Below are 26,003 nucleotides of genomic sequence, written 5' to 3'. Positions count from 1 at the left end.
CGTGATTGGACCGCTGAAGCCCGGGCCCTAACGGGCGGCGGCCCGATTCGGGGGCGGGAAGCGGCGCTGCAGCTTTTCGATCATTACGTCGAGCGTTTGACGTTCCTGCTCCTCCAGGCGCGCCATGCGGCGAACGCTGGCGGCGCCTTCGGCGTCGCCGGTGGCTTCCGCTGTCGCGATCGCCTTCTGGTACTCCGAGAGCCGGTGCTCGATGTGGCGACGGTTCTGCACGAGCACCCGGCGGAAGTAGTCGGCCTGGCGGCGATCCGCCGTCGCCGCCGCCGCGGTCGGGGACTCCGCCCTGGCTACCGGTTGGCGGACGTTCACCGGGCCGGGACGGACCGCGCTGCTGCGAGGCCGACGCCCGCGCCGGTCGCGAACGCCGTTCGACACGTGCCCAGCGACCGAGCGAGTACCCCGCTCATCGGACAATCCGGCGACGTCCATTTTCGCCTCTTTTCGCTGGGCAGGGTCATTGGCCACGTAACAATAGCCCCCTCATCCGGCCGGCGCCATAGGCTCCGCGGATGGATACCTCCGTTTGAGGTTGGCCCAAACCCAAGCCGGGTACTAATTCGTGTCAAACAGGCCACGGCGGCCCGGATCCCGCTCGCTACCATCGAGGGACTCGACGCGGCGACGCGGCCCGTCGGAGCTGCAAGGGAGAAACGTGACCGACAGCGACAGCCCAAACATCGAGGACATCGAGAAGTTCGATCCCGGCCTGACCCAGCGCGTGATGGGCGTGATGCGCCCGTTCCTGAAGACCTACTTCCGGTCCGAGGTGCACGGCTTGGATTCATTCCCGCCCGGCGGCGCGCTGGTGGTCGGCAACCACTCCGGCGGCATGTTCCCCATGGACGTCCCGATTTTCAGCGTCCACTTCTACGAGAAGTTCGGCTACGACCGGCCGGTCTACACGCTGAGCCACGACATCCTGATGACCGGCCCCACTGGGCAGTTCTTCCGGCGCACCGGCTACATCCGCGCCAATCGGGAGAACGCGGCCAAGGCCCTGCGGTCCGGCGGCGTGGTGGTCGTCTTCCCCGGCGGCGACTACGACGCCTACCGGCCCACGCTCTCGGAGAACGTCATCGACTTCAACGGCCGCAAGGGATACGTGAGCACGGCGATCGAGGCCGGCGTGCCGATCGTCCCCGCGGTGTCCATCGGCGGGCAGGAAACCCAGCTCTACCTCTCGCGCGGCACGTGGCTGGCCGAGCGGCTGGGGGTGAAGCGCCTGCTGCGCAGCGCGATCCTGCCGCTGTCGTTCGGCTTCCCGTTCGGGTTCAGCGCGGTGATCCCGCCCAACGTGCCGCTGCCCACCAAGATCGTGACGCAGGTGCTCGAGCCGATCGACATCGCCGCGCAGTTCGGCGACGACCCGGACGTGGACGAGGTCGACGAGCACGTGCGTTCGGTGATGCAGCAGGCCCTGCGCGACCTCGCCGCCAAGCGCCGATTCCCGATCCTGGGCTGAACGATGACTTCTCGGACATCTCGAATCGACCAGGCGCTGGGCATCTTTGGGACGCTGCGGCGCGCCGGGATGATCGCGCCGATGCGTCCCGACCGCTACCTCAGGATCGCCGCGGCCATGCGCCGCGAGGGCATGGGCATGACCGTGGGGTTCGCCGGCGCCGCGCAGCGCTGCCCGGACCGTCCCGGCCTGATCGACGAGCTTGGCACGCTGACCTGGCGCCAGCTCGACGAGCGGATCAACGCGCTGGGGGCGGCGCTGCAGGACCTGCCCTCGGGAACGCCCAAGGTCGTCGGCATCATGTGCCGCAACCACCGCGGTTTCGTCGAGTCGGTGGTGGCCGTCAGCCGGATCGGCTCCGACGTGGTGCTGCTCAACACCTCGTTCGCCGGGCCGGCGCTGGCCGAGGTGCTGGCGCGCGAGGGCGTCGACGCCGTGATCTACGACGAGGAGTTCACCGAGACGGTGGACCGGGCGTTGGCCGAGAGGCCGGACGCCACCCGCATCGTGGCGTGGACCAGCGGGCAGCACGAATTGACGGTGGAAAAGCTCATCACCGACCACGCCGGGCAGGAGCCCCGGCGCGGCGGCCGCAAGGGCAGGATGATCCTGCTCACCTCGGGTACCACCGGAACTCCCAAGGGCGCCAACCAAACCGGCGGCAACGCGGGGATCGGGACGCTCAAGGCCATCCTGGACCGCACGCCGTGGCGGGCCGAGGAAAACATCGTGATCGTGGCCCCGATGTTCCACGCCTGGGGCTTCTCGCAATTGATCTTCGCCGCGTCGATGGCCTGCACGGTGATCACCCGGCGCAAGTTCGACCCGGAGGCCACCCTCGACCTCATCGACCGGCACCAGGCGACCGGCCTGGCCGTCGTGCCGGTGATGTTCGACCGGATCATGGAGCTGCCGGCCGAGGTACGAAACCGCTACAGCTGCAAGTCGTTACGCTTCGCCGCGGCCTCCGGCTCGCGGATGCGCCCCGACGTCGTCATCGCGTTCATGGACCAGTTCGGCGACGTGATCTACAACAACTACAACGCCACCGAGGCCGGCATGATCGCCACCGCCACCCCGGCCGACCTGCGCGCGGCCCCCGACACAGCGGGCCGGCCGGCCGGCGGAACCGAAATCCGGATCCTGGACAAGGAATTCAACGAACTCCCCGCCGGCGAGGTGGGCACCATCTACGTCCGCAACGACACCCAGTTCGAGGGCTACACCTCCGGCACCACGAAAGACTTCCACGCCGGGTTCATGTCCTCGGGCGACGTCGGATACCTCGACGACGCCGGGCGCCTGTTCGTTGTCGGGCGCGACGACGAGATGATCGTGTCCGGCGGTGAGAACGTCTACCCCATCGAGGTGGAGAAGACTTTGGCCGCCCATCCCGAGGTCGCGGAGGCGGCGGTCATCGGCGTGGACGACGAGCAGTACGGCCAGCGGCTGGCGGCTTTCGTGGTGCTGGCGCCGGGCGCGTCCGCGACGGTCGACACGCTCAAGCAGCACGTGCGCGACAACCTGGCCAACTACAAGGTGCCCCGCGAGATCGCGGTCCTCGACGAGCTTCCCCGCGGCAGCACCGGCAAGATCCTGCGCAACGAGCTGCTGTCCCGGGTCAACGGCTGATGCGGCTTGCCCGGACGCTGCGAAAGCCTCGCCCGTTGGCGCGCGCGGCGGTCGAACTTGCCAACGCCGCCAACGGATTACGGCCACTGGCCCGCAAGGGCTACAGCACCGTCCTGGTGTTCTGGTTCGGCTGGCCGACGTCGGAGGTTCCGGGCGTGTACTTCTCCGCCTCGCTGGTGGACGCGCTGCGCCGCGGACGGCGTGGCGACTTCGCCGGCCGGCGCGGCAAGGCCGCGCTGGCGCTGACGGCGGCGTCCTGGGCCATCCTGGCGGTGATCAAGTATCGCGGCGTCACCACGCCGGGACCGGTTCTCGAGGCGGGCCTGCGCGAACAGCTGGGGCCCGACTACACCGAGGCGCTGGAGGAGCTGCCGCAGACGAAGCCCACCCGCAGCGGGCGGCGCAGCCTGCCGCTGGGCAACACGGTGGCCCGCCGGCGCTACGTCGAGAAGACCAACGTGGTGTCCTACGGCCCGCACGGCCGCGCCAACCTGGCCGACATCTGGCGCCGCCGCGACCTGCCGCGCGACGCCAAGGCGCCGGTGCTGCTGCAGGTGCCGGGCGGCGCGTGGGTGATCGGGATGCGCCGCCCGCAGGCCTACCCTCTGATGAGCCACCTCGCCGCCCGCGGCTGGGTGTGCGTGTCGATCGGCTATCGGGTGTCGCCCGTGCACACCTGGCCTGATCACATCGTCGACGTCAAGCGGGCGCTGGCCTGGGTCAAAGAGAACATCGCGCGGTTCGGCGGGGACCCGGACTTCGTCGCGATCACCGGCGGCTCCGCCGGCGGCCACCTGGCCGCGCTGACGGCGCTGACCCCCAACGACCCGCAGTTCCAGCCGGGCTTCGAGGACGCCGACACCTCGGTGACCGCCGCGGTCCCGGTGTACGGCCGCTACGACTGGTTTTCCACCGAAGGCGAGGGCCGCGCGGAGTTCGTCGGCCTGCTCGAAAAGCTCGTCGTCAAAAGGAAATTCGCGACGCACCGGCACGTCTACACCGAGGCCTCGCCGATCTGCAAGCTGCGCGACGACGCGCCGCCGTTTTTCATCCTGCACGGCCGCGACGACTCCCTGATTCCCGTCGGCGAGGCGCAGGAGTTCGTCGAGCAGCTGCGCGAGGTGTCGAAGTCGCCGGTCGCCTACGCCGAATTACCGCACGCCCAACACGCTTTCGACATCTTCAGCTCCCCGCGGGCGCATCGGTCGGCGGAGGCCGTCGCGCGGTTTTTGTCCTGGGTGTACGCGAAGAATCCGCCCGCTACCTGAGCCCCGCCGCGACCTCGAGTTCGGTCAGCGCCGGCTCGATGGCGCGGGCCATCTCGTGGATGTCATTGGCGACTTCGGGGGTGGTGACAAAGCCGAAGTCCAAGTATTTCTCGTAGGAGAAGCAGGTGATGTTCAGGGCGATGTCCATGACGGGCGGGCCGAGCGGCACCAGCGACTCCAATTTGGCGCCCGCCATGTACAGCGGGAACTGCGGCCCTGGGACATTGGACACGACAAGATTGAGCGGGGCCAGGTTGCGCGAGAGCCCGGTGGCGGTGTAGGCGCGGGCGGCCAGCTGCAGCAATCCCGGCGGCGTGGTCTCGGTAAGGCCCATGATCTGGTGGGCCGACAGCGCTTTGGCCATCCCTTTGGCGCTCTGGGTGCTTTCGTGGATGGCCTTCAGCCGGTCAGCGGGGTCTTCGATGTCGGTGGCCAGCGACGCGGTCATCGAGCTGATCTTGTTGCCGACGTCGCTCTTGCTTTCGTCGGTGCGCGTCGAGACCGGGATCTGCGCGATGAGCGGTTTGGCCGGCAATTCATCGTGCTTCATCAAGTACGTTCGGGCGGCCCCGGCCACGAGCGCCAGCACCACGTCGTTGAGCTTGACGCCGTAGGCGTCCTTGACGGCCTTGGCGCGGTCCAGCTCGACGCGGCAGCCGGTGATGCGCCGGTGCGGAGACACCGGTGCGTTGAACCGTGTCTTGGGCGCTTCGAAGTAGCGCGGCGGCTTGCTGCTGACGCCCAGCGCGGCGACCTGCTGGCGCAGCGTCTGTTCCACCAGCCGGGCGATGCGGAAGGGCGTCTTGACGCCGACGTTGATCATCGCGCCGATCGCGCGCCGCTCCAGCCCCGGAAGCTGGAATCCCACCAACGACCCGACCGTCTCCGTTTGCGGCGGACGGGGTTCGGGCGTGACGTCGAGCAGGATTTCGCCGAGCCCGGCGCCCGAGACTCCGTCGACAATCGCGTGGTGCATCTTGGTCAGCGTCGCGACCCGGTTGCCCTTGACGTTCTCGATGACCCAGAGCTCCCACAGCGGACGGGAACGGTCCAGCTTGTAGGACATCAGCCGACCCACCAGCTCGTCGACCTCGCGCCTGCCGCCCGGGGCCGGAACGGCGATGTGACGGATGTGGAAGTCGATATCGAGCTCTTCGTCCTCGACGAACCAGGGCCGGTCCAGCCCGAGGGGCGCGCCGGTGACCCGCCACCGCAGCTGCGGCAGCTCGGGCAGCCGCTCGATGATCAGCTCGCGGACGCGTTCAAAGCTGAATTCGGGGGCATCGGTGAGATCGCAGATCGCCAGCGCACCCACATGCATATGCCAGCCCGCGGTTTCCGCAGACCAAAACGCCGCATCGACACTCGAAAGCCGCTTCATGCGATGACCGTAGCCCTCCCCCACCCACCACGACCAGCAATTTGCTGGACGGGTTATCCGGCACAAATTCTGGCGTGTGCGCCGCCTCCCCGGGCAAGTAGTTTAGGGGTCACCCGAGCACCACGCGCCGAATTACGCATCCTCCAGCAGGTCGGGCGTGACGGCCGACTCGGTGTCGGGAATGCCGTCGACCTTCGCCTTGCGGTCGGCCATGGACAGCAGGCGTCGAATACGCCCGGCCACAGCGTCTTTCGTCATCGGCGGGTCGGCCAGGCGGCCCAGCTCCTCCAGCGACGCCTGCCGGTGCTCGACGCGCAGCCGGCCCGCCGAGGCCAGATGGTCCGGGACGCTGTCGCCGAGGATCTCCAGCGCGCGCTCCACCCGGGCGGCCGCCGCGACCGCCGCCCGCGCCGACCGGCGCAGGTTGGCGTCGTCGAAGTTGGCCAGGCGGTTGGCCGTCGCGCGGACCTCGCGGCGCATCCGCCGCTCCTCCCAGACCAGCCGGGTGTCCTGGGCCCCCATCCGGGTCAGCAGGGCGCCGATCGCCTCACCGTCGCGCACCACCACCCGGTCGGCGCCGCGCACCTCGCGCGCCTTCGCGCGGACCCCGAGCCGGCGCGCGGCGCCGACCAACGCCAGCGCGGCCTCCGGGCCGGGGCAGCTGACCTCCAGGGCCGACGAACGTCCCGGCTCGGTCAGCGACCCGTGCGCCAAAAAGGCCCCCCGCCACGCCGCCTCGGCGTCGGCGACGCTGCCGCCGACCACCTGGGCCGGCAGCCCGCGCACCGGGCGCCCCCGCATGTCGAGCAGACCGGTCTGGCGCGCCAGCGCCTCGCCGTCGTTGGCCACCCGCAGCACATACCGGGTGCTCTTGCGAATCCCGCTGGCGGACAACACATGCACGACGGCGTTGTACCCGTAGAGCTCGAAGATGTCCTTGCGCAGCCGGCGCGCGACGTTGCCCAGGTCCACCTCGGCCTCGACGACCACCCGGCCGCCCACGATGTGCAGCCCCCCGGCGAACCGCAGCAGGGACGTGACCTCCGCGCGCCGCGCGCTGACCGATTTCACAACCAGGCGGCTCAGCTCGTCCTTGACTTCGGTCGTCATCGCCACGCGTCGTCACCCCTCGTCTCACCGTCGACCCGCATCTGTGCCGTGGTCCGATCCAAAGGGGCTCCTCGACCTTCTAAGCCACTCTTGTGACCCGCTCGGACCCCGTCCAGCGCCGCCGCGAGCTTGCCCGGGTCATGTAAAGGTGTACCAGGTCGGGCCACGTCAGCGAAGTGGACCTCGGCTTGCAGCAGCGTCGCGGTGCGGCGCAGTTGCTCGCGTTCGCGTTCGCTGGGCACCCGTTCGGCGTCGATGATGATGTCGTGCACGGTGAAACCGGGCGCGTGCTGGGCCAGCACGTGCAGATGGCGCTCGACTGAGAAGCCCGCCGTCTCCCCGGGCTCCGCCACCAGGTTGAGCACCAGCGCGCGCCGGGCGGTGGTGGCCCGCAGCGCCGTCGCCAGCTCCGGGACCAGCACGTGCGGGATCACGCTGGTGAACCACGACCCGGGGCCCAGCACCACCAGGTCCGCGGCCATGATCGCGTCGACGGCCTGCCGGGTCGCCGGCGGGTCGGGCGGCAGCAGCCGCACCCGCCGCACCTTGCCGGGCGTGGTCGCGATCGCCACCTGCCCGCGGATCAGCCGGAACATCCGGGGATCGGCCTCCAGGCCGGACACGTCGGCCTCGATCTGCAGCGCGATCGGGCACATCGGCAACACCCGGCCCTTGACGCCGAGGATGCGGCCAAGCTCGTCGAGGGCGGCGACTGGATCGGCCAGCACCTCGGACAGGCCGGCCAGCAGCAGGTTGCCGATCGGGTGCCCGGCCAGGGCGCCGGTGCCGCCGAATCGGTGCTGCAGAATCGTCGCCCACAGCCGGCCGTACGGGCTGTCAGATGCCAACGCCGCCAAGGCCATTCGCAGGTCGCCGGGTGGGATCACGTCCAGCTCGCTGCGCAGCCGGCCGGACGAGCCGCCGTCGTCGGCGACCGTGACCACGGCGGTGATGTAGGGCGTCAGCCGGCGGGCGGCGGACAGCGTCGCGTACAGGCCGTGTCCGCCCCCCAGCGCAACGATGCCTTCACTCATTCGCGACCCAGATCCCGGTGCAGCGCCCGTACCGTCAGCTGCGGGTTACCCCTCAATCGCTGCATCAATGCCTCGGCGATCGCGACGCTGCGATGCTTGCCGCCGGTGCAGCCGATGGCGACCGTCATGTAGCGCTTGCCCTCCCGGCGGTAGCCGTCGACAACCAGATTTAGCAATTGATGGTAAGCGTCGAGGAACTCGCCCGCGCCGGGCTGGCCCAATACGTAGTCACGCACCGCGGGGTGCTGCCCGGTGAGTGGGCGCAGATCGTCGACCCAGTGCGGGTTGGGCAGGAACCGGACGTCCATCACCATGTCGGCGTCCATCGGCAGCCCGTATTTGAAGCCGAACGATTCGACGGTGACGGCGGTGGACGCGCCGGTGTCGCCGCCGAACGCGCGCTCGATGCTCTCCCGCAGGCCCCGCACCGACAGCGTCGACGTGTCGATGATCAGGTCGGCGGTGGCGCGGACCGGGGCCAGCATCCTGCGCTCGGCGGCGATGCCCTCGGCCAGCGTCTGGTCGCCCTGCAGCGGGTGGCTGCGCCGGTTCTGCTCGTAGCGGCGCACCAGCATGTCGTCGGAGGCCTCCATGAACACCACGCGCGGGCTGATGTTGCGGGTGGCCAACTCGTTGCGCACCTCGTCGAGGTCGCCGGTGAAGCCGCGCGAGCGCACGTCCATCACCACCGCCAGCTGGGTGATGCGCGAACCGGCGGCCAGCCCGAAATCCACCATCCGCGTAATGAGCTGGGGCGGCAGGTTGTCGGCGACATACCAGCCGAGGTCCTCGAGCACCTTGGCCGCCGTGCCCCGCCCGGCCCCCGACAATCCCGTCACCAGGACGACGTCGATGCCCGCCTGACTGGTCACTGCGCGCCCTCGGTCTGTTCGGGTCGCAGCGCCTCGAGGACGGCCGTGGCCGTGGCCACGCCGATGCCCGGCACGGCGGTGATCTGGTCGACGGTGGCCTCCTTGAGGCGGGCTATCGATCCGAAATGCGTTACCAGCGCCTTGCGGCGATGCTCTCCCAATCCTGGCACCGAGTCCAGCGCTGACGCGGTCATTCGCTTGGATCGCTTGCTGCGATGGTAGGTGATGGCGAACCGGTGCGCCTCGTCGCGCACGCGCTGCAACAGGTAGAGGCCCTCGCTGTTGCGCGGCATGATGATCGGGTCCGGCTCCGAGGGCACCCAGATCTCTTCCAGCCGCTTGGCCAGTCCGATCACCGCGACGTCGTTGATGCCGAGCTCGTCGAGCACGGCGCTGGCCGCGTTGACCTGCGGCGCGCCGCCGTCGACGACGTACAGGTTGGGCGGGTACGCGAAGCGCCGCGATTTCCCTTCCGGGGAAAGCATATTGGGGTCCTGTTGTTCGGCGAGGTGCCGCGCGAAGCGGCGGCGGGTCACCTCGGCGATGGAGGCGACGTCGTCGGAGCGGCCCTGCCCGGCGGCCTCCCGGATGCCGAAGTGGCGGTAGTCGGATTTGCGGGGCAGGCCGTCCTCGAACACCACCAGCGAGCCCACCACGTCGGTGCCCTGCACGTGGCTGATGTCGACGCATTCGATGCGCAGCGGCGCGTCGGCAAGGCCGAGCGCGTCCTGAATGTTCTGCAGCGCGGCGGATCTCGCGTTGAAGTCACCGGCGCGCTTCAGCTTGTGTTGCTGCAGCGCCTCTTTCGCGTTGCGCTGCACGGTCTCGGCCAGCGCGCGCTTGTCGCCGCGCCGCGGCACCCGCAAGGTGACGCGCGAACCGCGCAGGCCGGAGAGCCAGCTGGTCAGCTCCTCGGAGTTGGACGGCAGGCACGGCACCAACACCTCGCGGGGCACCGGGTTGGCGGCCTCGTCGGCGGAGCCGCCCAGCTCGGCCTGCTCGCCGTAGAACTGCGTCAGGAACTGCTCGACCAGACGCTCCTCGCCGGATTCGCCAGGGTCCCCGGACTTTTCGACGATCCAGCCGCGCTGGCCGCGGACCCGGCCGCCGCGCACGTGGAACACCTGCACCGCCGCCTCCAGCTCGTCGTCGGCGAAGGCGACCACGTCGGCGTCGGTTCCGTCACCCAGCACTACGGCCTGCTTTTCCATGGCCCGCTTCAAGGCACCCAGGTCGTCCCGCAGCCGCGCGGCCCGTTCGAAGTCGAGCCGCTCGGCCGCGGCGTTCATCTCGTGTTCCAGCTCGCGGGCGAACCGGTCGGTCTTGCCGGACAGGAAGTCGCAGAAGTCCTCCACGATCTGGCGGTGCTGCTCGGCGCTGACCCTGCCGATGCACGGCGCCGAGCACTTGTCGATGTACCCGAGCAGGCACGGGCGGTCGATCTGCTTGTGCCGCTTGAACACTCCGGCCGAGCAGGTGCGCGCCGGGAACACCCGGGTGAGCAGGTCCAGCGTCTCTCGGATGGCCCACGCGTGCGAGTAGGGGCCGAAGTAGCGGACGCCCTTGCGCCGCGGACCGCGATACACCATCAGCCGCGGGAATTCCTCGTTGAGGGTGACGGCCAGCACCGGGTAGGACTTGTCGTCGCGGTAGCGGACGTTGAAGCGCGGATCAAATTCCTTGATCCAGTTGTATTCCAGCTGCAAGGCCTCGACTTCGGTGTTGACCACCGTCCACTCGACCTTGGCCGCGGTGGTCACCATCTGGCGGGTTCGCGGGTGCAGGCCGGCGACGTCGGCGAAGTAGGACGTCAGCCTGCTGCGCAGGCTCTTGGCCTTGCCGACGTAGATGACGCGCCCGTGCACGTCCCGGAACCGGTAGACGCCGGGCTCGACCGGGATGGACCCGGGCGCGGGGCGGTACGTTGCGGGATCTGGCACGTAACCAGGCTAGTAGCCGCTCAAGACACATCCGACGGCCCCCGAAAACCGCCGGATCCGCTCGTCGGACCCCGCACGTCCGCACCGTAGACCCTCGCGGAAGACGTGCTCGAGATGCTCGAGCTGCCCACCGAGCTGCTGGCGCCGCACCCGGTAACCGGCACGGGGCGCCGGCGGCCGACCATCCGTCCGAGGTCGCGAACGAGCGGCGCGGACGGTTGGCGCGCAATGCATGTCGGGATTTGCGCATTGGCTAGGCCAGTGGCCACCGTTAGAAAGACGGCGCCTTACCGGAGGGCGCGCACAAACGCGAGCCCGTCACGAGATGACGTCCCAGGCTTGGCCCGGATCACCGTTGCAATAGCGGGTGGAGACCCAAGTCCCCGGGCCCGGCCCGCCGAGGACCGCGAGGCAGAGCCACCCCGGATCAGTCGTGACCGCGCCATTGGGATCGAGATTCCAATTTTGGTTCCACATCCCGATACAGGGTCCGAGGTGGGCAAACACACTGTCGCCCGCCGGATTTATCAGGCACCCCCCGGGGGAAGCCACGTTCTGCAACTGCCGACCATTGAGGTACCAGCGCTGGGAGTCCGAACCATTGCAGGGATTGATCACCACGGCGGCGTAAAAATTCCCACTCGGGGCGTCCAGACAAAAATCGCCGAGCCGGCTTCTCAACTGGACCGGGTCATCGGCGGCCGCCGTACCAGCGAGCACCACCGCGGCATAGAGCACCGTACTGACCACGACAAGGGCCCGGCCGAGACCGCCCATCACCCGCAACTGATGCATTTGCCAGTTCCTTCGGCCTCGTCAACCTTCCGTCACCGCACGTGATTCAGCCGCTAATACAATCATGGCCGCCCGATTTCAGGCGGCAACGCGCCAAACACGGTCTACTGGCGGTCGGGCGGTCGCTGGGCGCCGCCCGGTTTTGTGCCCCGCTCCGCGGCTTACTTTGCCGGCAGGTCCGCCCGGGAACCATCGTCGTAGCCCCGACCCCCACATCTGATCGCTGGCGTGCCGATCGCGCTACCGCGCAACACTTCACCGAAATCCAGCGATGTTGCCCGTAGCTGTGGGACAGGAGGCGGGGCGTGGGGGGCAACGCATCGACGTGCACGGACTTCACCCGCGCGGGTCTCGGGAGCGCGGCCAATGAATAAACTTTGGCTCGTTCCGATACTGGTATCCGGTGCGATTTTTATTTTCCCGGCCCCGAGGGCCCATGCCGGTTTGTGTGATTATCCCGCCGTGCTGACCGGGGCCAACGTTTTCTTTGCCCAGGGGGCTTATTGTGATTGGCCCACCGAAATCAATGAATCACATTTGCACTGTGAGGCAGGGGGCCTGGCTGTCGATGCTGGCGCGGCAATTGCCGGGGGTGCCACTCTCGGCCTTGGCGGTCCGGGTGCCGGCGGTGTCAGTTGCACATGGCGGTGCCCCGACAACAGCATGGCACCGGCGCCAAATCCGCCCGGCGCTTGGAAATGGTATATGGTTCCCGTTCCTAACGCGTGCAGAGATCATATGGAACCAGCTGGATTTGCCAGCGCACCCGTTCTTCCCGGTGAAGGTGTGCCAGTTCCGGCACCACCTCCCGCGGCGGTGGGAGAACCGCCGGGAGGACCGGTAGTGCCGCCGCAAACACCGCAAACAGATCTTCCTTGATCCTGTCAAAACGGCGGAGGGTCATCCGGGTCTGGTGCGGGGCCGAAGTTGCTGGGCTGCTCCGCTTTTCGGGCCATGCGGCCTGGGCCGTCATGGCCCTCATTTGCCCTGTGCGGGCTTTTGAATGGTGGTCGGTCACAGCCCAAACGCCTGCAGGAACTGGAGCGGATGCATCAGGATGCCCGGCCCGCTTGTCACCACGATGCCGTACAGGATGAGGAACAAGAAGGCGGCCACGATAGCGCCGACGAGGATCCCGAGGATGAGAAGCTCTGCCAACGATACGAGGTCGTGCAACGCCGTTTGCAGCTCGTTCTGAATCCCGGGCGGCAGCAGCGAAAACAGCATCGACAGTCCCACGGCGCTGTTGGCCTCGGTATAAGTTAAGGCGGCCAAGCCGCTGTTGAGTGTCTGCACAAACTGGTCGTTGAAGGCCGCCGCCTGACCGGCCAGCGCCTGATAGTTCGCGGCGTGCTGGGAGAACAGGTGCGCGATACCTGTCGACACCTCATCGGCGGCGGCGGGTATCACCGCGATGGTTGGAGCCGCGGCCGCCATGTGGGCCTCGTTGACGTTCAAGCCGATGGCTGCCAAGTCCCCTGCCGCCGCCGTCATCATCTCTGGGTCCGCAATCACATAGGACATCTCGCCACCTCCTTGGCCGCCCACCGAGGATGCGCTCTTCCTCGGGGATTGGCGTCAGTAGGGGACTACTGGTTTCGACAACTGGCGGACAGGCCGAGTACTTAACTTCGTATCGCCGGACTAGGGCGGGCCCGGCGACAAGGCACGCGGCTCAGGCGGTCCGCCGGTCGATCTGCGCCCGGCGTTTCGGCGCCCAGTCCTTCATCGGAAATCCGGGCTTGCTGTCGCATGCCGACAGCATCAGGGCCACCCGCGGTAACACCGCCAGCCCGTAGTCGCACGTCCACTTCGGATGGGCCATGGTCCAGACCAGGACGCCGTCGTCGGTGGTGCCGAAGAAGCTGAGGCGCATCGGCGGAAACACCCCGGTGGGCGACACCCCGGCGGCCTCGCCATGGCATTTGGCGATGGCGGCGAAGCCCTTCGACACCACGTCGTGGGGCTTCACGGCCTTGTCGTAGACGTCGACCGACTCGGCGTACAGCGCCGGGCCGCCGAAACGATAGGCGGACTCGGCGTGCTCCGCCGAGCCGGCAGGCACCAGCGGGGAACCCTTGAACAGCAAGGCCGCCGAGCATTCGGGTGGCCGGGCGCTGGTGAAGTAGTTGTCGCCCACGGGTGTCGCCGTCGCCGAGCCGAACGGGGTGGTGTCCCCGTCCGCCAACAGCAACTCGCGCGCCGAGATCGCCACGTGCGCATTCGCGGGGACGCCCGGCTGACCGGGAGCCCGTACCGCTCGACCCGCCACCGAGGTCGCGCAGCCGCCCACCATCACCGCGGCGATGACCAGCGCGGGAGCCGCCCATAGATGACGCGCCACCCGGTGATGGTACAGCGCTTAGCCGAGGTCCGGCCGATATCGCGCGAGCAGCGACCGCACGGTGTCCATGGCTTCGACGGCGCGCTCCTTGTCGACGGCCTGGATCGCCATCAGCGGAACGTACTCATCGTCGGGGAGGTCGATGCGCGCCCAGCGGCGGCCGGCGGGAAACGACACGCCGACCACGTCAGCCCAGGGAATCAGCTTGTACCCGAACAAGTTTCGCACCGAGAGCCCCGCCGGTCCCACCCGCAGCCGCGGGCGCGCGAACAACAGCACGCCACCGGCGATCACCAGGCCCAGGGCGGCCATCGCCACCTGATCGGAGGTGTGGAAGATCACCCCGCTGGACTTGATCTTGAGCAGCAGGCCCACCACGATGTGTGCCGCGGCGATTAGAAACGCGGCGATGTAAACGAACAACGGCATGCGGTGGGGACGCAGCTCGACATCCCAGACCTCGCTGCTCGACGGCGAAGTCACGACCGAGCGCGCAGGTCACGCAACGTCAGCGCGGTGGCGAGGGCCGCCCCGGTGGCCTGGGCGCCCTTGTCCTCGGCCGATTCCGGAAGGCCGGCCCGATCCAGCGCCTGCTCCTCGGTGTCGGTGGTCAGCACCCCGTTGGCCACCGGCGTCGACGCGTCCAGCGAAACCCGCGTCAGGCCCTGCGTGACCGCGTCACACACGTAGTCGAAATGCGGTGTCTGGCCGCGGATTACGACGCCCAGGGCGACGACGGCGTCGTGGTTTCGGGCCAGCTCCTGTGCGATCACCGGGATCTCGATCGCCCCGATCACCCGGACCACGGTCGGGTCGTCGATGCCCGACTCGGACGCGACCTTGCGGGCGCCATCGAGCAGCGCGTCGCAGATTTCGGCGTGCCAGGTGCTGGCCACGATGGCCAGCCGCAGGCCCGACGCGTCGAGCGGCGGCACGTCCGGAATGCCCGCACCACCACTCAAAGCGCACCCCCGAATTCGCCCGGCAGATGCACGGATTCGTGGAAGTCGTCCAGCCCGACCAGGTCGTGGCCCATCTTGTCGCGCTTGGTCATCAGGTAGCGGATGTTCTCGGCGTTGGCCCGCACCGGAAGCGGCACCCGCTCGATGATGTGCAGGCCGTACCCGTCCAACCCGACCCGCTTGGCCGGGTTGTTGGTCAGCAGCCGCATGGAGCGCACGCCGAGGTCGACGAGGATCTGCGCGCCGATCCCGTAATCCCTTGCGTCGGCGGGCAATCCGAGCTTGAGATTGGCGTCGACGGTGTCGTCCCCGGCGTCCTGCAGCTGGTAGGCCTGCAGCTTGTGCATCAGCCCGATGCCCCGGCCCTCGTGGCCGCGCATGTACAGCACCACGCCGCGCCCCTCGCGCGCGACCATCGCCATCGCCGCGTCCAGCTGGGGCCCGCAGTCGCAGCGGCGGGAGCCGAACACGTCCCCGGTGAGGCATTCGGAGTGCACGCGGACCAAGACGTAGTCGACGGCGGCGTTGGGCCCGGCGATCTCGCCACGAACCAGCGCCACGTGCTCGACGTCCTCATAGATGCTGGAGTAGCCGATGGCGCGAAACTCCCCGTGGCGGGTCGGTATGCGCGCCTCGGCGATGCGCTCGATGTGCTTCTCGTGCTTGCGCCGCCACTCGATCAGATCGGCGATGGTGATCAGCGCGAGGTCGTGCTCGTCGGCGAAGACCCGCAACTCGTCGGTCTGCGCCATCGAGCCCTCGTCCTTCTGGCTGACGATCTCGCAGATCGCGCCGGCGGGTTGCAGCCCCGCCATCCGGGCGAGGTCGACGGCGGCCTCGGTGTGGCCCGGCCGGCGCAACACGCCACCGTCCTTGGCGCGCAACGGAACCACGTGGCCGGGACGGGTGAAATCGTCGGCAACGCTGGCCGGATCGGCCAACAGCCGCATCGTGGTGGCCCGGTCGGAGGCGGAAATCCCGGTTCCCACACCGTCCCTCGCGTCGACGGTGACGGTGTAGGCGGTCCCGTGCTTGTCCTGGTTCACGGCATACATCGGCAGCAGACCGAGCCGGTCGCAGATCGAGCCGTCCAGCGGTACGCACAGGTATCCCGAGGTGTAGCGGACCATGAAGGCCACCATCTCCGGCGTGGCCTTCTCGGCCGCGAAGATCAGGTCGCCCTCGTTCTCGCGCTCCTCGTCGTCGATGACGACGACGGCCTTACCGGCCGCAATGTCGGCAACCGCCCTCTCGACGGAGTCCAACCTCGTCATCTCTGTTGCCTTGCTCTCGTAGGGGCCCGGGGAGCGGCCCAAGTGTTGCATTCAGTATGAACCACCGCGCCACCGCCGTTATTGCCACGGGTTTTCTGCCCGAAAGGTCGCGCGACGTAAGCCGGGCGTAAGCCCCAGCTATGAACCACATGTGAGGTGCGGCGCGGGACGCCGGAAGCCGTTTTGGGCTCCCTGTTAACGGAAATCCGAAGGGCATGAATACAAACACGCAAACCAAGACATGGGTCCGCCTGTGCACCGGTGCGTTGGCGGCCGGCGGAATGGCCGCGGCCGCGCTCGGGCTGACTTCCGGCACCGCCCAGGCGGCGCCTCCCCCGGCGCCCGCAAATCACCATCACTGGTGCCCGGGCCAGCAATGGGACCCGGGTTGGGGCCCCTACCAGAACTGGAACAACTGCCGCGACTGGGATGACAACTACGGCCCGGCCGGCTGGGGACCGCCGCCTCCGTGGGCGCGGCCGATGCCCCCGCCGCCGCCGTGGGCGCCCTGGGCCCAGGTGGTCTGGAATGCCCAGTTCAATGACTGGGGCTACTGGGATGGCCCCGTCTGGCGCGGGCTGTAACCAGCGCATAACCGCCTGGTGTGGAGCGGGCCGCTGCAGCCGGTTGCCACGCCGCCGCTGCTAGCGGTCCGCTTTCATCAGCCGCTCAACATATTTGGCGATGACGTCGACCTCCAGGTTCACCTGCGTCCCGACGGGCGCACGGCCGAGGGTGGTCAGCTCGCGCGTCGTCGGGATCAGGGAGACCTCGAACCAGTCCCGCGGCTCGCAGCCCAGCGCGGACACGGTCAGGGAGATCCCGTCGACGGTGATCGAGCCCTTCTCGACGACATAGCGGGCCACCGCCGCGGGCACCTCGATCCGCACGACCTCCCAGTGTTCGGAGGGCGTGCGGGCGACGATGCGGCCGGTGCCGTCGACGTGCCCCTGCACGATGTGTCCGCCGAGGCGGCTGTTGAGGGCCGCGGCGCGCTCGAGGTTGACGCGGCTGCCCACCTGCAACTCGCCCAGGTTGGACCGGTTCAGGGTCTCGCCCATCACGTCGGCGGTGAACAGGCCGTCCGGCAGCAGCTCGGCGACCGTGAGGCACACGCCGTTGACGGCGATCGAATCGCCATGCCCGGCGTCGCCGGTCACCATCGGCCCGCGGATGGTCAGCCGCGCGGCGTCATCGAGGATGTCGCGGCCGGTCACCTCCCCGAGCTCCTCGACAATTCCGGTGAACATTGCACCAGGTTAACGGGCCGATGGGCGGCCAAGCGGGGCCCGTGTTCCCTGAGCCGGTCACGGGCACCCTCTACGATGCAGGGTATGCCGACTCGCCACCGTCTACTGGCCGTCCTCGCTTCCCTGACTCTCGCCGCCGCTCTGGTCGCCGGATGCTCCTCGGGCCCGAAGGTGAGCGGCGGGCCGCTCCCCGACGCCACCAACCTGGTCAAGCAATCCGCCGCCACGACGAAGAACGTCAAGAGCGCCCACCTCGTGATCAAGGTGAACGGCAAGATTCCGGGGTTGCCCATCAAGGTGCTGACGGGTGACCTCACCAACGCGCCGGCCACCGCCGCGTCGGGAAACGCCACGCTCACCGTCGGGGGGTCTGACCTTCAAGCCGACTTCGTCGTCGTCGACGGCGACCTGTACGCCACGCTCACACCGAACAAGTGGAGCGATTTCGGGAAGGCCTCCGACATCTACGACGTCTCGGTGATCCTGAACCCGGACACCGGGCTGGCCAACGCGCTGAACAACTTCACCGATGCCAAGGCCGAGGGGCGCGACAACATCGACGGGCAGGAAGCCGTCAAGATCAGCGGGAAGTTCTCCGCGGACGCGGTGAACAAGCTGGTGCCGCAGTTCACCGCGTCGGGGCAGGTGCCGGGCACGGTGTGGATCCAGGAGAACGGTGACCACCAGCTGGTTCAGGCCAGCCTGGAAAAGAGCTCGGGCAATTCGCTGCAGATGAACATGTCCAACTGGGGCGCGCCGGTCACCGTCACCAAGCCCCCGGTGATCTCATGAGCACTCGGGCCGGACGCCGCGTCGCGATCAGCGCGGGCAGCCTTGCGGTGCTGCTGGGGGCCCTCGACACCTACGTCGTGGTCACCATCATGCGCGACATCATGTCCGACGTCGGGATCCCGGTGAACCAGTTGCAGCGGATCACCTGGATTGTGACGATGTACCTGCTGGGCTACATCGCGGCCATGCCGCTGCTGGGCCGGGCCTCGGACCGGTTCGGCCGCAAGCTGCTGCTGCAGGCGGCCCTGGGCCTGTTCATCGTGGGGTCGGTGGTCACGGCGCTGGCCGGACAGTTTGGCGACTTCCACATGCTGATCGCCGGCCGGACCATCCAGGGCGTGGCCAGCGGCGCGCTGTTGCCGGTCACCCTGGCGCTGGGCGCCGACCTCTGGTCGCAGCGCAACCGCGCCGGCGTGCTGGGCGGCATCGGCGCCGCGCAGGAGCTCGGCAGCGTGCTGGGCCCGCTGTACGGCATCTTCATCGTCTGGTTGTTCCACGACTGGCGATATGTGTTCTGGATCAACGTCCCGCTGACGCTGATCGCGATGGTGATGATCCAGTTCAGCCTGCCGTCGCGCGATCGCACCGAGGCGCCGGAACGGATCGACCTGGTCGGTGGTCTGCTGCTGGCCGTCGCGCTGGGGCTCGCGGTGATCGGCCTGTACAACCCCAACCCCGACGGCAAGCAGGTGCTGCCCAGCTACGGGTTGCCGTTGGTGATCGGCGCGGTCGTCGCCGCGGTGGCCTTCGTGGTGTGGGAGCGGTTCTCCCGCACCCGGTTGATCGACCCGGCCGGGGTGCACTTCCGCCCGTTCCTGGCGGCGCTGGGCGCCTCGTTGAGCGCGGGCGCGGCGCTGATGGTGACGCTGGTCGACGTGGAGCTGTTCGGGCAGGGCGTGCTGCAGATGAATCAGAACCAGGCGGCCGGGCTGCTGCTGTGGTTCTTGATCGCCCTGCCGATCGGCGCGGTGCTGGGCGGCTGGATCGCCACCCGCATCGGCGACCGGATCATGATCTTCGTCGGGCTGCTCATCGCCGCCTACGGGTACTGGCTGATTCACTACTGGCGCGAAGACATCATGGGGCACAAGGTCAACTTCTTCGGGCTGTTCAGCGTGCCAACGATCCACGCCGACCTGTTGGTGGCCGGCCTCGGACTGGGCCTGGTGATCGGGCCGCTGTCGTCGGCCGCCCTGCGGGTGGTGCCCGCCGCGCAACACGGCATCGCCTCGGCGGCGGTGGTGGTGGCCCGCATGACGGGCATGCTGATCGGTGTGGCCGCGCTGACGGCGTGGGGCTTCTACCGGTTCAACCAGATCGTGGCCGGGTTGACGGCGGCGATCCCGCCGGACGCCAGCCTGCTGGAACGCGTGCTCGCCCAGGGCACCATGTACATCAAGGCCTTCGCGGCGATGTACGGCGACATCTTCATGGTCACCGTCGGCATCTGTGTGGCGGGCGCGCTGCTGGGCCTTCTGGTCAGCGGCCGCAAGGAGCACGCCGAGGAACCGGAAGTCGCCGAGCAGCCGGCCGAAGTCAACGCGGCGCCCACCCCCTGATCAGCTAGCCGCCCTGCGGCACCAGGCTGAGCACCAGATCGGGGCCGGCCCGGTCGATCCCGTCGAACTGCCAGCGCAGCGCCCGCGCGATAGTGGGCACCCCCACGTCGTCGACCGCCGTGATGGGGCCACCCACCAGCATCGGCGCCACGTAGGCCAGGATCCGGTTGATCGCCCCGGCGCGCAGGAAGGCCCCGGCGAGGGTGGGGCCGCCCTCGAGCAGGACGTCGGTGCGGTCCGAGAGCGCCTTGATGACCTCCATGGGGTCGTGGGTGCGAATCACCATGGTGCGCGAATCGTCGTTGAGAACCTTTGCCTCCGGCGGTATTTCGCGCATGCCCACCACCACCCGCAGCGGTTGGCGGTTGGCCAGCGAGCCGTCGGCCAGCCGGGCGGTCAGCACCGGGTCGTCGGCCAGCACTGTGCCCGTGCCGACCACGATCGCGTCGGCGATGGCGCGCCGGCGATGCAGGTCCAACCGGGACGCCTCGCTGGAGATCCACTGGCTGGTGCCGTCGGCGGCGGCGCTGCGCCCGTCGACGCTGCTGGCGTACTTCCAGGTGATGTGCGGCAGCCCGGTGCGCACCTTGTGCAGCCACTCGCGCAGCGGCCCGGCGGCCACCTCGTTCGCCAGGACGCCCGAGCGCACCTGCACCCCGGCGGCCTGCAGCCGCCCGGCGCCCCCGCCCGCGATCGCGTTCGGGTCGCCGACGGCGTAGATGACCGTGCCCACCCTCGCCTCGATCAGGGCATTGACGCACGGCGGCGTCTTGCCGTAGTGATTGCACGGCTCGAGGGTGACGAACGCGATGCCGCCCGCGGCCAGACCGCCGGCCCGCCGCAACGCCGGCGCCTCGGCGTGGTCGCCGCCGGCGGGCTCGGTGGCGCCCACGCCGACGACGTGGCCCTCGGGGTCGACGATCACGCACCCGACCGGCGGGTTCGGGTAGGTGGTGCCCTTGACCTGGTAGGAGTGTTCGATCGCCAGGCGCATGGCCGCGTCGAGGCTGTCGACCGACTGGGGCTGGTTCATGCGCGCAGGTGCGCTGACACGGCCGCGGCCTGCCGCCGTAGCGCCTCGACCGCGGCCTCCGGGTCTTCCGCCCCGTACACCGCCGACCCGGCGACAAAGCAGTCGACGCCGGCTTCGGCGGCCTGCTCGATGGTGTCCTCGTTGATGCCGCCGTCGATCTCGACCAGGATGGTCAACTCCCCCGCCTCGATCAGCTTGCGCACGGCGCGGACCTTCCCGAGCACCTCGGGAATGAAGCTCTGGCCGCCGAAACCGGGCTCGACCGACATGATCAGCAGGGTGTCGAAGTGCGGCAGGATCTCGAGGTAGGGCTCCAGCGCCGTGCCGGGTTTCACGCTGATCCCGGCCTTCGCACCGGCGGCGCGGATGTCGCGGGCTACCCCGACGGGATTGTCGGTGGCCTCGGCGTGGAAGGTGACGTTGTAGGCGCCCGCCTCGGCGTAGGGCGGCGCCCAGCGGTCCGGATCCTCGATCATCAGGTGGCAATCCATCGGGATCGTGGTGGTGGCCAGCATGGCCTCCACCACGGGCAGGCCGATGGTCAGGTTGGGCACGAAGTGGTTGTCCATCACGTCGACGTGCAACCAGTCCGCGCCGCGCACGGCGGCCGCTTCGTCGGCGAGTCGGGCGAAATCGGCGGCGAGGATCGACGGGGCGATCAGCGCCCTACCGCTGTTGCCAGGCATGTGCGCCACACTACTGAGCCGAGGGGCCAACATCACTTCAGACGCGGCGCAGCGCGGCGGCAAACATCGCGTCGGTGCCGTGCCGGTGTGGCCACAGCTGCACCGAATTTCCCTCCCCGAGCCCAGTGGCGGGCTCGAACAGCGGCCGGGTGTCCAGCTCGGACACCGGATGGCGGCGCAGCGCGTCGGCAACCACGCCAACGGTTTCCGCGAGGTGCGGCGAACAGGTCGCGTACAGCACGACGCCGCCGGGCCGGGTCAGCGCGATCGCGGCGGCCAGCAGCTCGCGTTGCAGCTTGGCCAGCGCCGGCACGTCGGCGGCCGGGCGCCGCCACCGGGCCTCCGGGCGGCGCCGCAACGCGCCCAGCCCGGTGCACGGCGCGTCGACGAGCACCCGGTCGAACCCTGGCTCGAGGCCGCTCTCCCGCCCGTCGACCCGCACCACGTCGACCGGCAGCCCGCGGGTGTTCTCCTCGACCATCTCGGCGCGGCGCGGCGCCGGCTCCACCGCTGTCACGCGGGCCCCCGACTCCGAGCCCAGCGCGGCCAGCAGCGCGGTCTTGCCGCCCGGACCGGCGCACAGGTCCAGCCACCGCCCGGCGTCGCCGTCGACCGGCGCCAGGGTCAGCGCGCGGGCCACCAGCTGGCTGCCCTCGTCCTGGACCACCGCGGCGCCGTCGCGCACCGGCGCCAGCCGCCCGGGATCCCCGCCCGGCAGGTACACCGCGTACGGCGAATACCGGCCGACGGTGCCGCCGACCGCCTCGGCCAGCTCGGCCGCGGTCAGCACCCCGGGCCGGGCCGCCAGGTGCACCTGGGGGCGCGCGTCGTCGCTGGCCAGCACCGCGTCCAGCTCGGTCGCGGCCGCGCCGAGCGCGTCGGCGAAGGCCTGGGCGACCCAGCGCGGGTGCGCGTGCACGAACGCGGCGTGCCCGACCGGATCCCGCGACGGGTCGGGGGCCAGCTCGCCGACCCAGGACTTCTCGTCCCGCCCGGCGATGGTGCGCAGCACGCCGTTGACGAAACCCGCTCGGGCGGAATCGAATTCGATGCCGGCCTGCTCGACCGTGGTGGACACCGCGGCGTGCGCGTCGACCCGGGTGCGCAGCAGCTGGTAGGCGCCCAGCCGGAGCAGGTCGAGCAGCACCGGGTCGATGGCCTCCGGCGATCGCCCGGCGGCCGCGCCGATGACCGCGTCGAGCAGCCCGCGGGTGCGGCAGGTGCCGTAGGTCAACTCGGTGGCGAAAGCGGCGTCGCGGCCGGTGATTCCGCGTTGGCGCAGCACCGCGGGCAGCGCCAGGTTGGCGTACGCGTCGCGCTCGCTGACGGCGCGCAGCACCTCGAACGCGGCGGCGCGCGCCGGGTCCAGCGGCCGGCGCCTCCTGGGGCGCCCCCGGTTGTTCACGACGCCCGGGCGGCCGCGTCGAGGCGGGCGCCGCGAGCCCAGTCGACGGCGTTCATGAACTTCTTGCCCGGCGGCTGAATCTGGCCCAGCCGCACCGGTTCCGAGCCGGTGCCGACCCACACGTTCTTGCGGTCCGCGTGAATGACACCGGGCGGCAGTAGTTTTGGGGCCGTTGGGCCCGAGTCGAGCTGCACGGGCCCGACCTTGATGCGCAAATCACCGATGAGCGTCCAGGCGCCCGGGTTGGGCGTGACGGCGCGGATCCGCCGCTCCACCACGGGCGCGGGCAGCTCCCAGCGCACCCGGGCGGATTCGACGGTGATCTTCGGCGCCATGCTGACCCCGTCGGCGGGTTGCGGCCGCGGGGTCAGCGTCCCGTCGGCGATGCCGTCCAGCGTGGCCGACAACAGCGCCGCCCCCGAAAGCGCAAGGCGCCCAAGCAGATCGCCCGCGGTGTCGGTCGGCCGGATCGTCTCGGTGACGACCCCGTACACCGGTCCCGAGTCCAGGCTCGGCTCGATCCGGAACGTGGTCGCCCCGGTGATCTCGTCACCCGCGGCGATCGCGGCCTGCACCGGCGCCGCGCCGCGCCACGCGGGCAGCAGCGAGAAGTGCAGATTGATCCAGCCGTGCGGGGGCACCGCGAGCAGGTCGTCGCGCAGCAGCGCGCCGTATGCCACCACCGGGCAGCAGTCCGGCGCCAGCTCCGACAGCTCGGCGACGAACTCCGGCGAATTGGGCCGCGCCGGGCGCAGCACCGGGATGCCGCGGTCGAGCGCCTCGCGCGCCACCGGCGACGGCTCGGGCCTGCCGCGCCGCCCGGACGCGGCGTCGGGTCGGGTCAACACCGCCACCACCTCGTGCCGGGGCGAGTCGATGAGGCTGCGCAGCGCGGGCAGCGCGGGTTCGGGGGTGCCGGCGAAGACGAGACGCACCGCACAAGTCTAGGAAGCACCGGATCCGCCCAGGACATGCCCAGGTTTCACACAGTTGCATCAGTATATTGTTTCCTACGTCTACTATTATGGGAGGTCCGATGACGCTCGACACCACCACCGACGCCCTTGCGGCAACACACCGCGCCATGTGGGCGCTCGGGGACTACGCCCTGATGGCCGAGGAGGTGATGGCGCCGCTGGGCCCGGTCCTGGTCGCCGCGGCGGGTATCGGGCCGGGCGCGCGGGTGCTCGACGTGGCCGCCGGCTCGGGCAACATCTCGCTTCCCGCCGCTGCGACGGGCGCCGACGTCGTTTCCACCGACCTCACGCCCGAATTGCTGCGGCGGTCCCAGGCGCGGGCGGCGGCGCTGGGGCTGACGCTCGACTACCGCGAGGCCAACGCGCACGCGCTGCCGTTCGGCGACGGCGAATTCGACGCCGTCATCTCGGCGATCGGCGTGCAGTTCGCGCCCGACCACCGGCGCGCCGCCGACGAGCTGGTGCGGGTTTGCCGGCCCGGCGGGACGATCGGCGTGATCAGCTGGACCCCGGAGGGCTTCTTCGGGCGGATGCTGGCGACCATCAGGCCGTACCGGCCGAGCCTGTCGCCGGCCGTGTTCCCCGCCGCGCTGTGGGGCCGCGAGGGCTACGTCGCCGGACTGCTGGGTGACCGGGTCGGGCGCGTCACGACGCTGCGGCGCAACCTGCGGGTGAACCGGTTCGACAGCGCCGAGGACGTGCACGCGTACTTCAAGCACCACTACGGCCCGACCATCGAGGCGTACGCCAACATCGGCCACAACCGGGTGCTGGCCGCCGAGCTCGACGCCCAACTGGTCGAACTCGCGCGCACGTACCTGCGCGAGGACGGCATGCGGTGGGAGTACCTGCTGGTCACCGCCGAGCGGCGGTGAATCTGCTACAGGTCGAGGTCCGCGTCCAGGTGGACGTCGGGCTCGCCGCCCGCGGCGGTGAAGGCGGTCAGGGCCCGCACCAGCCCGTGGCGCTCCGGCGGCGGCATCTTCTCCACGATGGTGGCGATCTCGGCGCGCCGATACGCGGTGACCTTGCGGACGACCTCGCGGCCGCGCTTGGTCAGCGCGGCGAGCAGCTCGCGGCGGGAAGTGGGATGCGGGAGGCGGTCGATCAGACCGGCGGCCACCAGCCGGTCGACCATCCGGCCGGTGGCCGACGGCTGCACCCCCAGCAGGCTGGCCAGCGTGGCCAGGTTGACCGGGCCCCGATTGGACAGGATCACCAGGGTCCGGAACTGCGGAATGGTGATGGTCTCGTCGACCTGGCTGATCGACCGCGCCGATATGGCAACCAGCAAACGGGAGGCGGTCAGCAACGAGTCGGTGATCACGTCCAAAGACTCGTCCGCTGCCGTCGAGTTGTCTGCCACCATCGCGCCCCTCCTCCGGACTTGCTCCCGGCCCACCAGCAAAGAGTTGGCAGTGTAACAGCCTTCCAATATCGAGCTCAGAGATTGTTTCCCACGAATACTATCGCCACGACGCAGATTCGGCGCTACCCGATGTGCAGCGGATCGATCTGCACCCGCACCGGCTCGTTGTCCTGCCGCGCGCTCAGCACGCCGACGGCGCTGCGCAGGGCGGCCGCGAGCGCCAGACCCTGCGGCCGCTGCACCCGCACCAGCATCCGGGTCACCGACGCGCCGGCGGGGGTGCCGGCCGGGCGTCGCACGCCCGCCGGCAGGCCGCCCGGGCCCAGCAGCTCGGCGTGGAAATCCTCCCGGCCGGGCAGCCGGGACTGTTCGAGCAGCGCCGCGACGGCGCCCGCCGTTCCGTCGACGGCGGCGATGTGCACGCTGGGCGGCAGCCCCACCTCGGCCCGCGCCGTCAGCTCGGCCTCCGCGTGCCCCACCGGATCCCAGCGGATCAGCGATTGCACTGTGGGAATGGACGATTCGGCGACCACCATCACCACGCCGCCGTCGCCGCGGGCACGCACCAGCGCGGCGGCGCTCATCCAGCGCCACAGCGCGTCCTCGGCGGCGCGCAGGTCTTGCCGGCCCAACAGCGCCCAGGTGTCCAGCAGCAGCGCCGCCCCGTACCCGCCCGCCGCGCGGGGCTCGGCGCCCGGCGTGGCGACCACCAGGGCCGGGCGATCGGCGACTTCGGGCACGACGGCGTCGCCCGCCGAGGTGACGACCGGTATGCCGGCGAACGCGCGGCCCAGTTCCTCGGCGGTGCGCCGGGCCCCGACGACGACGGCGCGCACCGCG

25 protein-coding genes and 1 pseudogene are annotated in these 26,003 nt (G+C 69.8%); 7 read left to right on the top strand and 19 right to left on the bottom strand.

The features are described from left to right. Positions 1–27: 27 nt before the first annotated feature. Positions 28–447, bottom strand: coding sequence for a hypothetical protein (locus A9X00_RS03035; protein WP_067149032.1), 420 nt, complete (start codon positions 445–447; stop codon positions 28–30). 223 nt (positions 448–670) lie between these two features. Here A9X00_RS03035 and A9X00_RS03030 point away from each other — a divergent pair, with 223 nt between their 5' ends. The 3 genes from A9X00_RS03030 to A9X00_RS03020 are packed head-to-tail and all read left to right on the top strand — an operon-like array spanning position 671 to position 4,380. Beyond that, the gene (locus tag A9X00_RS03030; RefSeq protein ID WP_067149029.1) at positions 671–1,480 is read left to right on the top strand and encodes a 1-acyl-sn-glycerol-3-phosphate acyltransferase; all 810 of its coding nucleotides are present in this window, start codon (positions 671–673) and stop codon (positions 1,478–1,480) included. A 3-nt stretch (positions 1,481–1,483) separates the two neighbouring features. Next, positions 1,484–3,112, top strand: coding sequence for an acyl-CoA ligase FadD12 (gene fadD12, locus A9X00_RS03025; protein WP_067149026.1), 1,629 nt, complete (start codon positions 1,484–1,486; stop codon positions 3,110–3,112). Further along, positions 3,112–4,380, top strand: coding sequence for an alpha/beta hydrolase (locus tag A9X00_RS03020; RefSeq protein ID WP_067149023.1), 1,269 nt, complete (start codon positions 3,112–3,114; stop codon positions 4,378–4,380). Before fadD12 ends, A9X00_RS03020 begins: the two co-directional genes overlap by 1 nt. Here the strand turns inward: A9X00_RS03020 and A9X00_RS03015 are convergent. The 11 genes from A9X00_RS03015 to A9X00_RS02965 all read right to left on the bottom strand — a co-directional run bounded on the left by A9X00_RS03015 (position 4,373) and on the right by A9X00_RS02965 (position 16,092). After that, positions 4,373–5,761 (bottom strand): wax ester/triacylglycerol synthase family O-acyltransferase, encoded by a 1,389-nt coding sequence (locus A9X00_RS03015; protein WP_067149021.1) that lies wholly within the window; start codon positions 5,759–5,761, stop codon positions 4,373–4,375. The genes A9X00_RS03020 and A9X00_RS03015 overlap by 8 nt on opposite strands. 132 nt (positions 5,762–5,893) lie before the next feature. After that, on the bottom strand, positions 5,894–6,871 hold the full coding sequence (whiA, locus tag A9X00_RS03010; RefSeq protein WP_067149062.1) for a DNA-binding protein WhiA: 978 nt from the start codon (positions 6,869–6,871) through the stop codon (positions 5,894–5,896). Continuing rightward, on the bottom strand, positions 6,868–7,905 hold the full coding sequence (locus A9X00_RS03005) for a YvcK family protein (RefSeq protein ID WP_067149018.1): 1,038 nt from the start codon (positions 7,903–7,905) through the stop codon (positions 6,868–6,870). Before A9X00_RS03005 ends, whiA begins: the two co-directional genes overlap by 4 nt. Continuing rightward, positions 7,902–8,777, bottom strand: a complete 876-nt coding sequence (rapZ, locus tag A9X00_RS03000) for an RNase adapter RapZ (protein WP_067149015.1) — start codon at positions 8,775–8,777, stop codon at positions 7,902–7,904. Before rapZ ends, A9X00_RS03005 begins: the two co-directional genes overlap by 4 nt. Beyond that, the gene (gene uvrC / locus A9X00_RS02995) at positions 8,774–10,717 is read right to left on the bottom strand and encodes an excinuclease ABC subunit UvrC (RefSeq protein ID WP_067149013.1); all 1,944 of its coding nucleotides are present in this window, start codon (positions 10,715–10,717) and stop codon (positions 8,774–8,776) included. The genes rapZ and uvrC overlap by 4 nt, the downstream gene beginning before the upstream one ends. 318 nt (positions 10,718–11,035) lie before the next feature. Then, complete coding sequence (locus A9X00_RS02990; RefSeq protein ID WP_067149010.1) at positions 11,036–11,512, bottom strand: RICIN domain-containing protein; 477 nt, start codon at positions 11,510–11,512, stop codon at positions 11,036–11,038. 1,014 nt (positions 11,513–12,526) lie between these two features. Then, on the bottom strand, positions 12,527–13,036 hold the full coding sequence (locus tag A9X00_RS32295; protein WP_067149007.1) for a PE family protein: 510 nt from the start codon (positions 13,034–13,036) through the stop codon (positions 12,527–12,529). A gap of 151 nt (positions 13,037–13,187) precedes the next feature. Next, positions 13,188–13,808 (bottom strand): hypothetical protein, encoded by a 621-nt coding sequence (locus A9X00_RS02980; RefSeq protein ID WP_067149059.1) that lies wholly within the window; start codon positions 13,806–13,808, stop codon positions 13,188–13,190. Positions 13,809–13,874: 66 nt separating this feature from the next. Then, positions 13,875–14,285, bottom strand: coding sequence for a PH domain-containing protein (locus A9X00_RS02975; protein ID WP_067149056.1), 411 nt, complete (start codon positions 14,283–14,285; stop codon positions 13,875–13,877). Between the two features lie 50 nt (positions 14,286–14,335). Next, entirely contained in the window at positions 14,336–14,818 is a 483-nt protein-coding gene (gene ribH / locus A9X00_RS02970; RefSeq protein ID WP_067149004.1) for a 6,7-dimethyl-8-ribityllumazine synthase, read from the bottom strand. Beyond that, positions 14,815–16,092, bottom strand: coding sequence for a bifunctional 3,4-dihydroxy-2-butanone-4-phosphate synthase/GTP cyclohydrolase II (locus A9X00_RS02965; protein WP_067149002.1), 1,278 nt, complete (start codon positions 16,090–16,092; stop codon positions 14,815–14,817). The genes ribH and A9X00_RS02965 overlap by 4 nt, the downstream gene beginning before the upstream one ends. Positions 16,093–16,307: 215 nt before the next feature. Between A9X00_RS02965 and A9X00_RS02960 the strand changes: the two genes are divergently transcribed. After that, on the top strand, positions 16,308–16,676 hold the full coding sequence (locus tag A9X00_RS02960; protein WP_067148999.1) for a hypothetical protein: 369 nt from the start codon (positions 16,308–16,310) through the stop codon (positions 16,674–16,676). Between the two features lie 60 nt (positions 16,677–16,736). Here A9X00_RS02960 and A9X00_RS02955 read toward each other — a convergent pair whose 3' ends face one another. Continuing rightward, positions 16,737–17,342, bottom strand: a complete 606-nt coding sequence (locus A9X00_RS02955) for a riboflavin synthase (RefSeq protein WP_067148996.1) — start codon at positions 17,340–17,342, stop codon at positions 16,737–16,739. Positions 17,343–17,426: 84 nt separating this feature from the next. Between A9X00_RS02955 and A9X00_RS02950 the strand changes: the two genes are divergently transcribed. Further along, a complete protein-coding gene (locus A9X00_RS02950; RefSeq protein ID WP_067148993.1) occupies positions 17,427–18,134 on the top strand; it encodes an LppX_LprAFG lipoprotein in 708 nt (235 codons plus the stop codon). Next, positions 18,131–19,693, top strand: a complete 1,563-nt coding sequence (locus A9X00_RS02945; protein ID WP_067148991.1) for an MFS transporter — start codon at positions 18,131–18,133, stop codon at positions 19,691–19,693. Before A9X00_RS02950 ends, A9X00_RS02945 begins: the two co-directional genes overlap by 4 nt. Before the next feature lie 4 nt (positions 19,694–19,697). Here A9X00_RS02945 and ribD read toward each other — a convergent pair whose 3' ends face one another. Genes ribD through fmt form a run of 4 tightly spaced genes read right to left on the bottom strand, consistent with a single transcriptional unit; the run spans position 19,698 to position 23,752 of the window. Beyond that, a complete protein-coding gene (ribD, locus tag A9X00_RS02940; protein WP_067148988.1) occupies positions 19,698–20,726 on the bottom strand; it encodes a bifunctional diaminohydroxyphosphoribosylaminopyrimidine deaminase/5-amino-6-(5-phosphoribosylamino)uracil reductase RibD in 1,029 nt (342 codons plus the stop codon). Further along, the gene (rpe, locus tag A9X00_RS02935) at positions 20,723–21,412 is read right to left on the bottom strand and encodes a ribulose-phosphate 3-epimerase (protein ID WP_067148985.1); all 690 of its coding nucleotides are present in this window, start codon (positions 21,410–21,412) and stop codon (positions 20,723–20,725) included. The genes ribD and rpe overlap by 4 nt, the downstream gene beginning before the upstream one ends. 37 nt (positions 21,413–21,449) lie before the next feature. Beyond that, positions 21,450–22,817 carry an RsmB/NOP family class I SAM-dependent RNA methyltransferase gene (locus A9X00_RS02930; protein WP_156771909.1) on the bottom strand — a complete coding sequence of 456 codons (1,368 nt, stop codon included), beginning with the start codon at positions 22,815–22,817 and terminating at the stop codon, positions 21,450–21,452. Next, positions 22,814–23,752, bottom strand: coding sequence for a methionyl-tRNA formyltransferase (gene fmt, locus A9X00_RS02925; RefSeq protein ID WP_067149050.1), 939 nt, complete (start codon positions 23,750–23,752; stop codon positions 22,814–22,816). The genes A9X00_RS02930 and fmt overlap by 4 nt, the downstream gene beginning before the upstream one ends. 101 nt (positions 23,753–23,853) lie before the next feature. Here fmt and A9X00_RS02920 point away from each other — a divergent pair, with 101 nt between their 5' ends. Further along, on the top strand, positions 23,854–24,669 hold the full coding sequence (locus A9X00_RS02920) for a class I SAM-dependent methyltransferase (protein WP_067148982.1): 816 nt from the start codon (positions 23,854–23,856) through the stop codon (positions 24,667–24,669). A 5-nt stretch (positions 24,670–24,674) separates the two neighbouring features. Here the strand turns inward: A9X00_RS02920 and A9X00_RS02915 are convergent, their stop codons facing one another. Continuing rightward, positions 24,675–25,163, bottom strand: coding sequence for a MarR family winged helix-turn-helix transcriptional regulator (locus A9X00_RS02915; protein WP_067148978.1), 489 nt, complete (start codon positions 25,161–25,163; stop codon positions 24,675–24,677). 122 nt (positions 25,164–25,285) lie between these two features. Then, positions 25,286–26,003: pseudogene (locus A9X00_RS02910) on the bottom strand (primosome assembly protein PriA); the annotation flags it as partial.

It is taken from the genome of Mycobacterium sp. 1245805.9, assembly GCF_001672915.1.
Lineage (GTDB): Bacteria > Actinomycetota > Actinomycetes > Mycobacteriales > Mycobacteriaceae > Mycobacterium.
Note: the sequence above shows the minus strand (reverse complement) of the source record. Positions and strands in the feature narration are given on the sequence as shown.

Bases quoted from the DNA above. Each gene is read 5' to 3' on its own strand.
- A9X00_RS03035 (WP_067149032.1), bottom strand. From the start codon at position 447: ATGGACGTCGCCGGATTGTCCGATGAGCGGGGTACTCGCTCGGTCGCT.
- fadD12 (WP_067149026.1), top strand. From the start codon at position 1,484: ATGACTTCTCGGACATCTCGAATCGACCAGGCGCTGGGCATCTTTGGG.
- A9X00_RS03020 (WP_067149023.1), top strand. From the start codon at position 3,112: ATGCGGCTTGCCCGGACGCTGCGAAAGCCTCGCCCGTTGGCGCGCGCG.
- A9X00_RS03015 (WP_067149021.1), bottom strand. From the start codon at position 5,761: ATGAAGCGGCTTTCGAGTGTCGATGCGGCGTTTTGGTCTGCGGAAACC.
- whiA (WP_067149062.1), bottom strand. From the start codon at position 6,871: ATGACGACCGAAGTCAAGGACGAGCTGAGCCGCCTGGTTGTGAAATCG.
- A9X00_RS03005 (WP_067149018.1), bottom strand. From the start codon at position 7,905: ATGAGTGAAGGCATCGTTGCGCTGGGGGGCGGACACGGCCTGTACGCG.
- A9X00_RS02990 (WP_067149010.1), bottom strand. From the start codon at position 11,512: ATGCATCAGTTGCGGGTGATGGGCGGTCTCGGCCGGGCCCTTGTCGTG.
- A9X00_RS32295 (WP_067149007.1), bottom strand. From the start codon at position 13,036: ATGTCCTATGTGATTGCGGACCCAGAGATGATGACGGCGGCGGCAGGG.
- A9X00_RS02980 (WP_067149059.1), bottom strand. From the start codon at position 13,808: ATGGTGGGCGGCTGCGCGACCTCGGTGGCGGGTCGAGCGGTACGGGCT.
- A9X00_RS02975 (WP_067149056.1), bottom strand. From the start codon at position 14,285: ATGCCGTTGTTCGTTTACATCGCCGCGTTTCTAATCGCCGCGGCACAC.
- A9X00_RS02965 (WP_067149002.1), bottom strand. From the start codon at position 16,092: ATGACGAGGTTGGACTCCGTCGAGAGGGCGGTTGCCGACATTGCGGCC.
- A9X00_RS02960 (WP_067148999.1), top strand. From the start codon at position 16,308: ATGAATACAAACACGCAAACCAAGACATGGGTCCGCCTGTGCACCGGT.
- A9X00_RS02955 (WP_067148996.1), bottom strand. From the start codon at position 17,342: ATGTTCACCGGAATTGTCGAGGAGCTCGGGGAGGTGACCGGCCGCGAC.
- A9X00_RS02950 (WP_067148993.1), top strand. From the start codon at position 17,427: ATGCCGACTCGCCACCGTCTACTGGCCGTCCTCGCTTCCCTGACTCTC.
- A9X00_RS02945 (WP_067148991.1), top strand. From the start codon at position 18,131: ATGAGCACTCGGGCCGGACGCCGCGTCGCGATCAGCGCGGGCAGCCTT.
- ribD (WP_067148988.1), bottom strand. From the start codon at position 20,726: ATGAACCAGCCCCAGTCGGTCGACAGCCTCGACGCGGCCATGCGCCTG.
- rpe (WP_067148985.1), bottom strand. From the start codon at position 21,412: ATGCCTGGCAACAGCGGTAGGGCGCTGATCGCCCCGTCGATCCTCGCC.
- A9X00_RS02920 (WP_067148982.1), top strand. From the start codon at position 23,854: ATGACGCTCGACACCACCACCGACGCCCTTGCGGCAACACACCGCGCC.
- A9X00_RS02915 (WP_067148978.1), bottom strand. From the start codon at position 25,163: ATGGTGGCAGACAACTCGACGGCAGCGGACGAGTCTTTGGACGTGATC.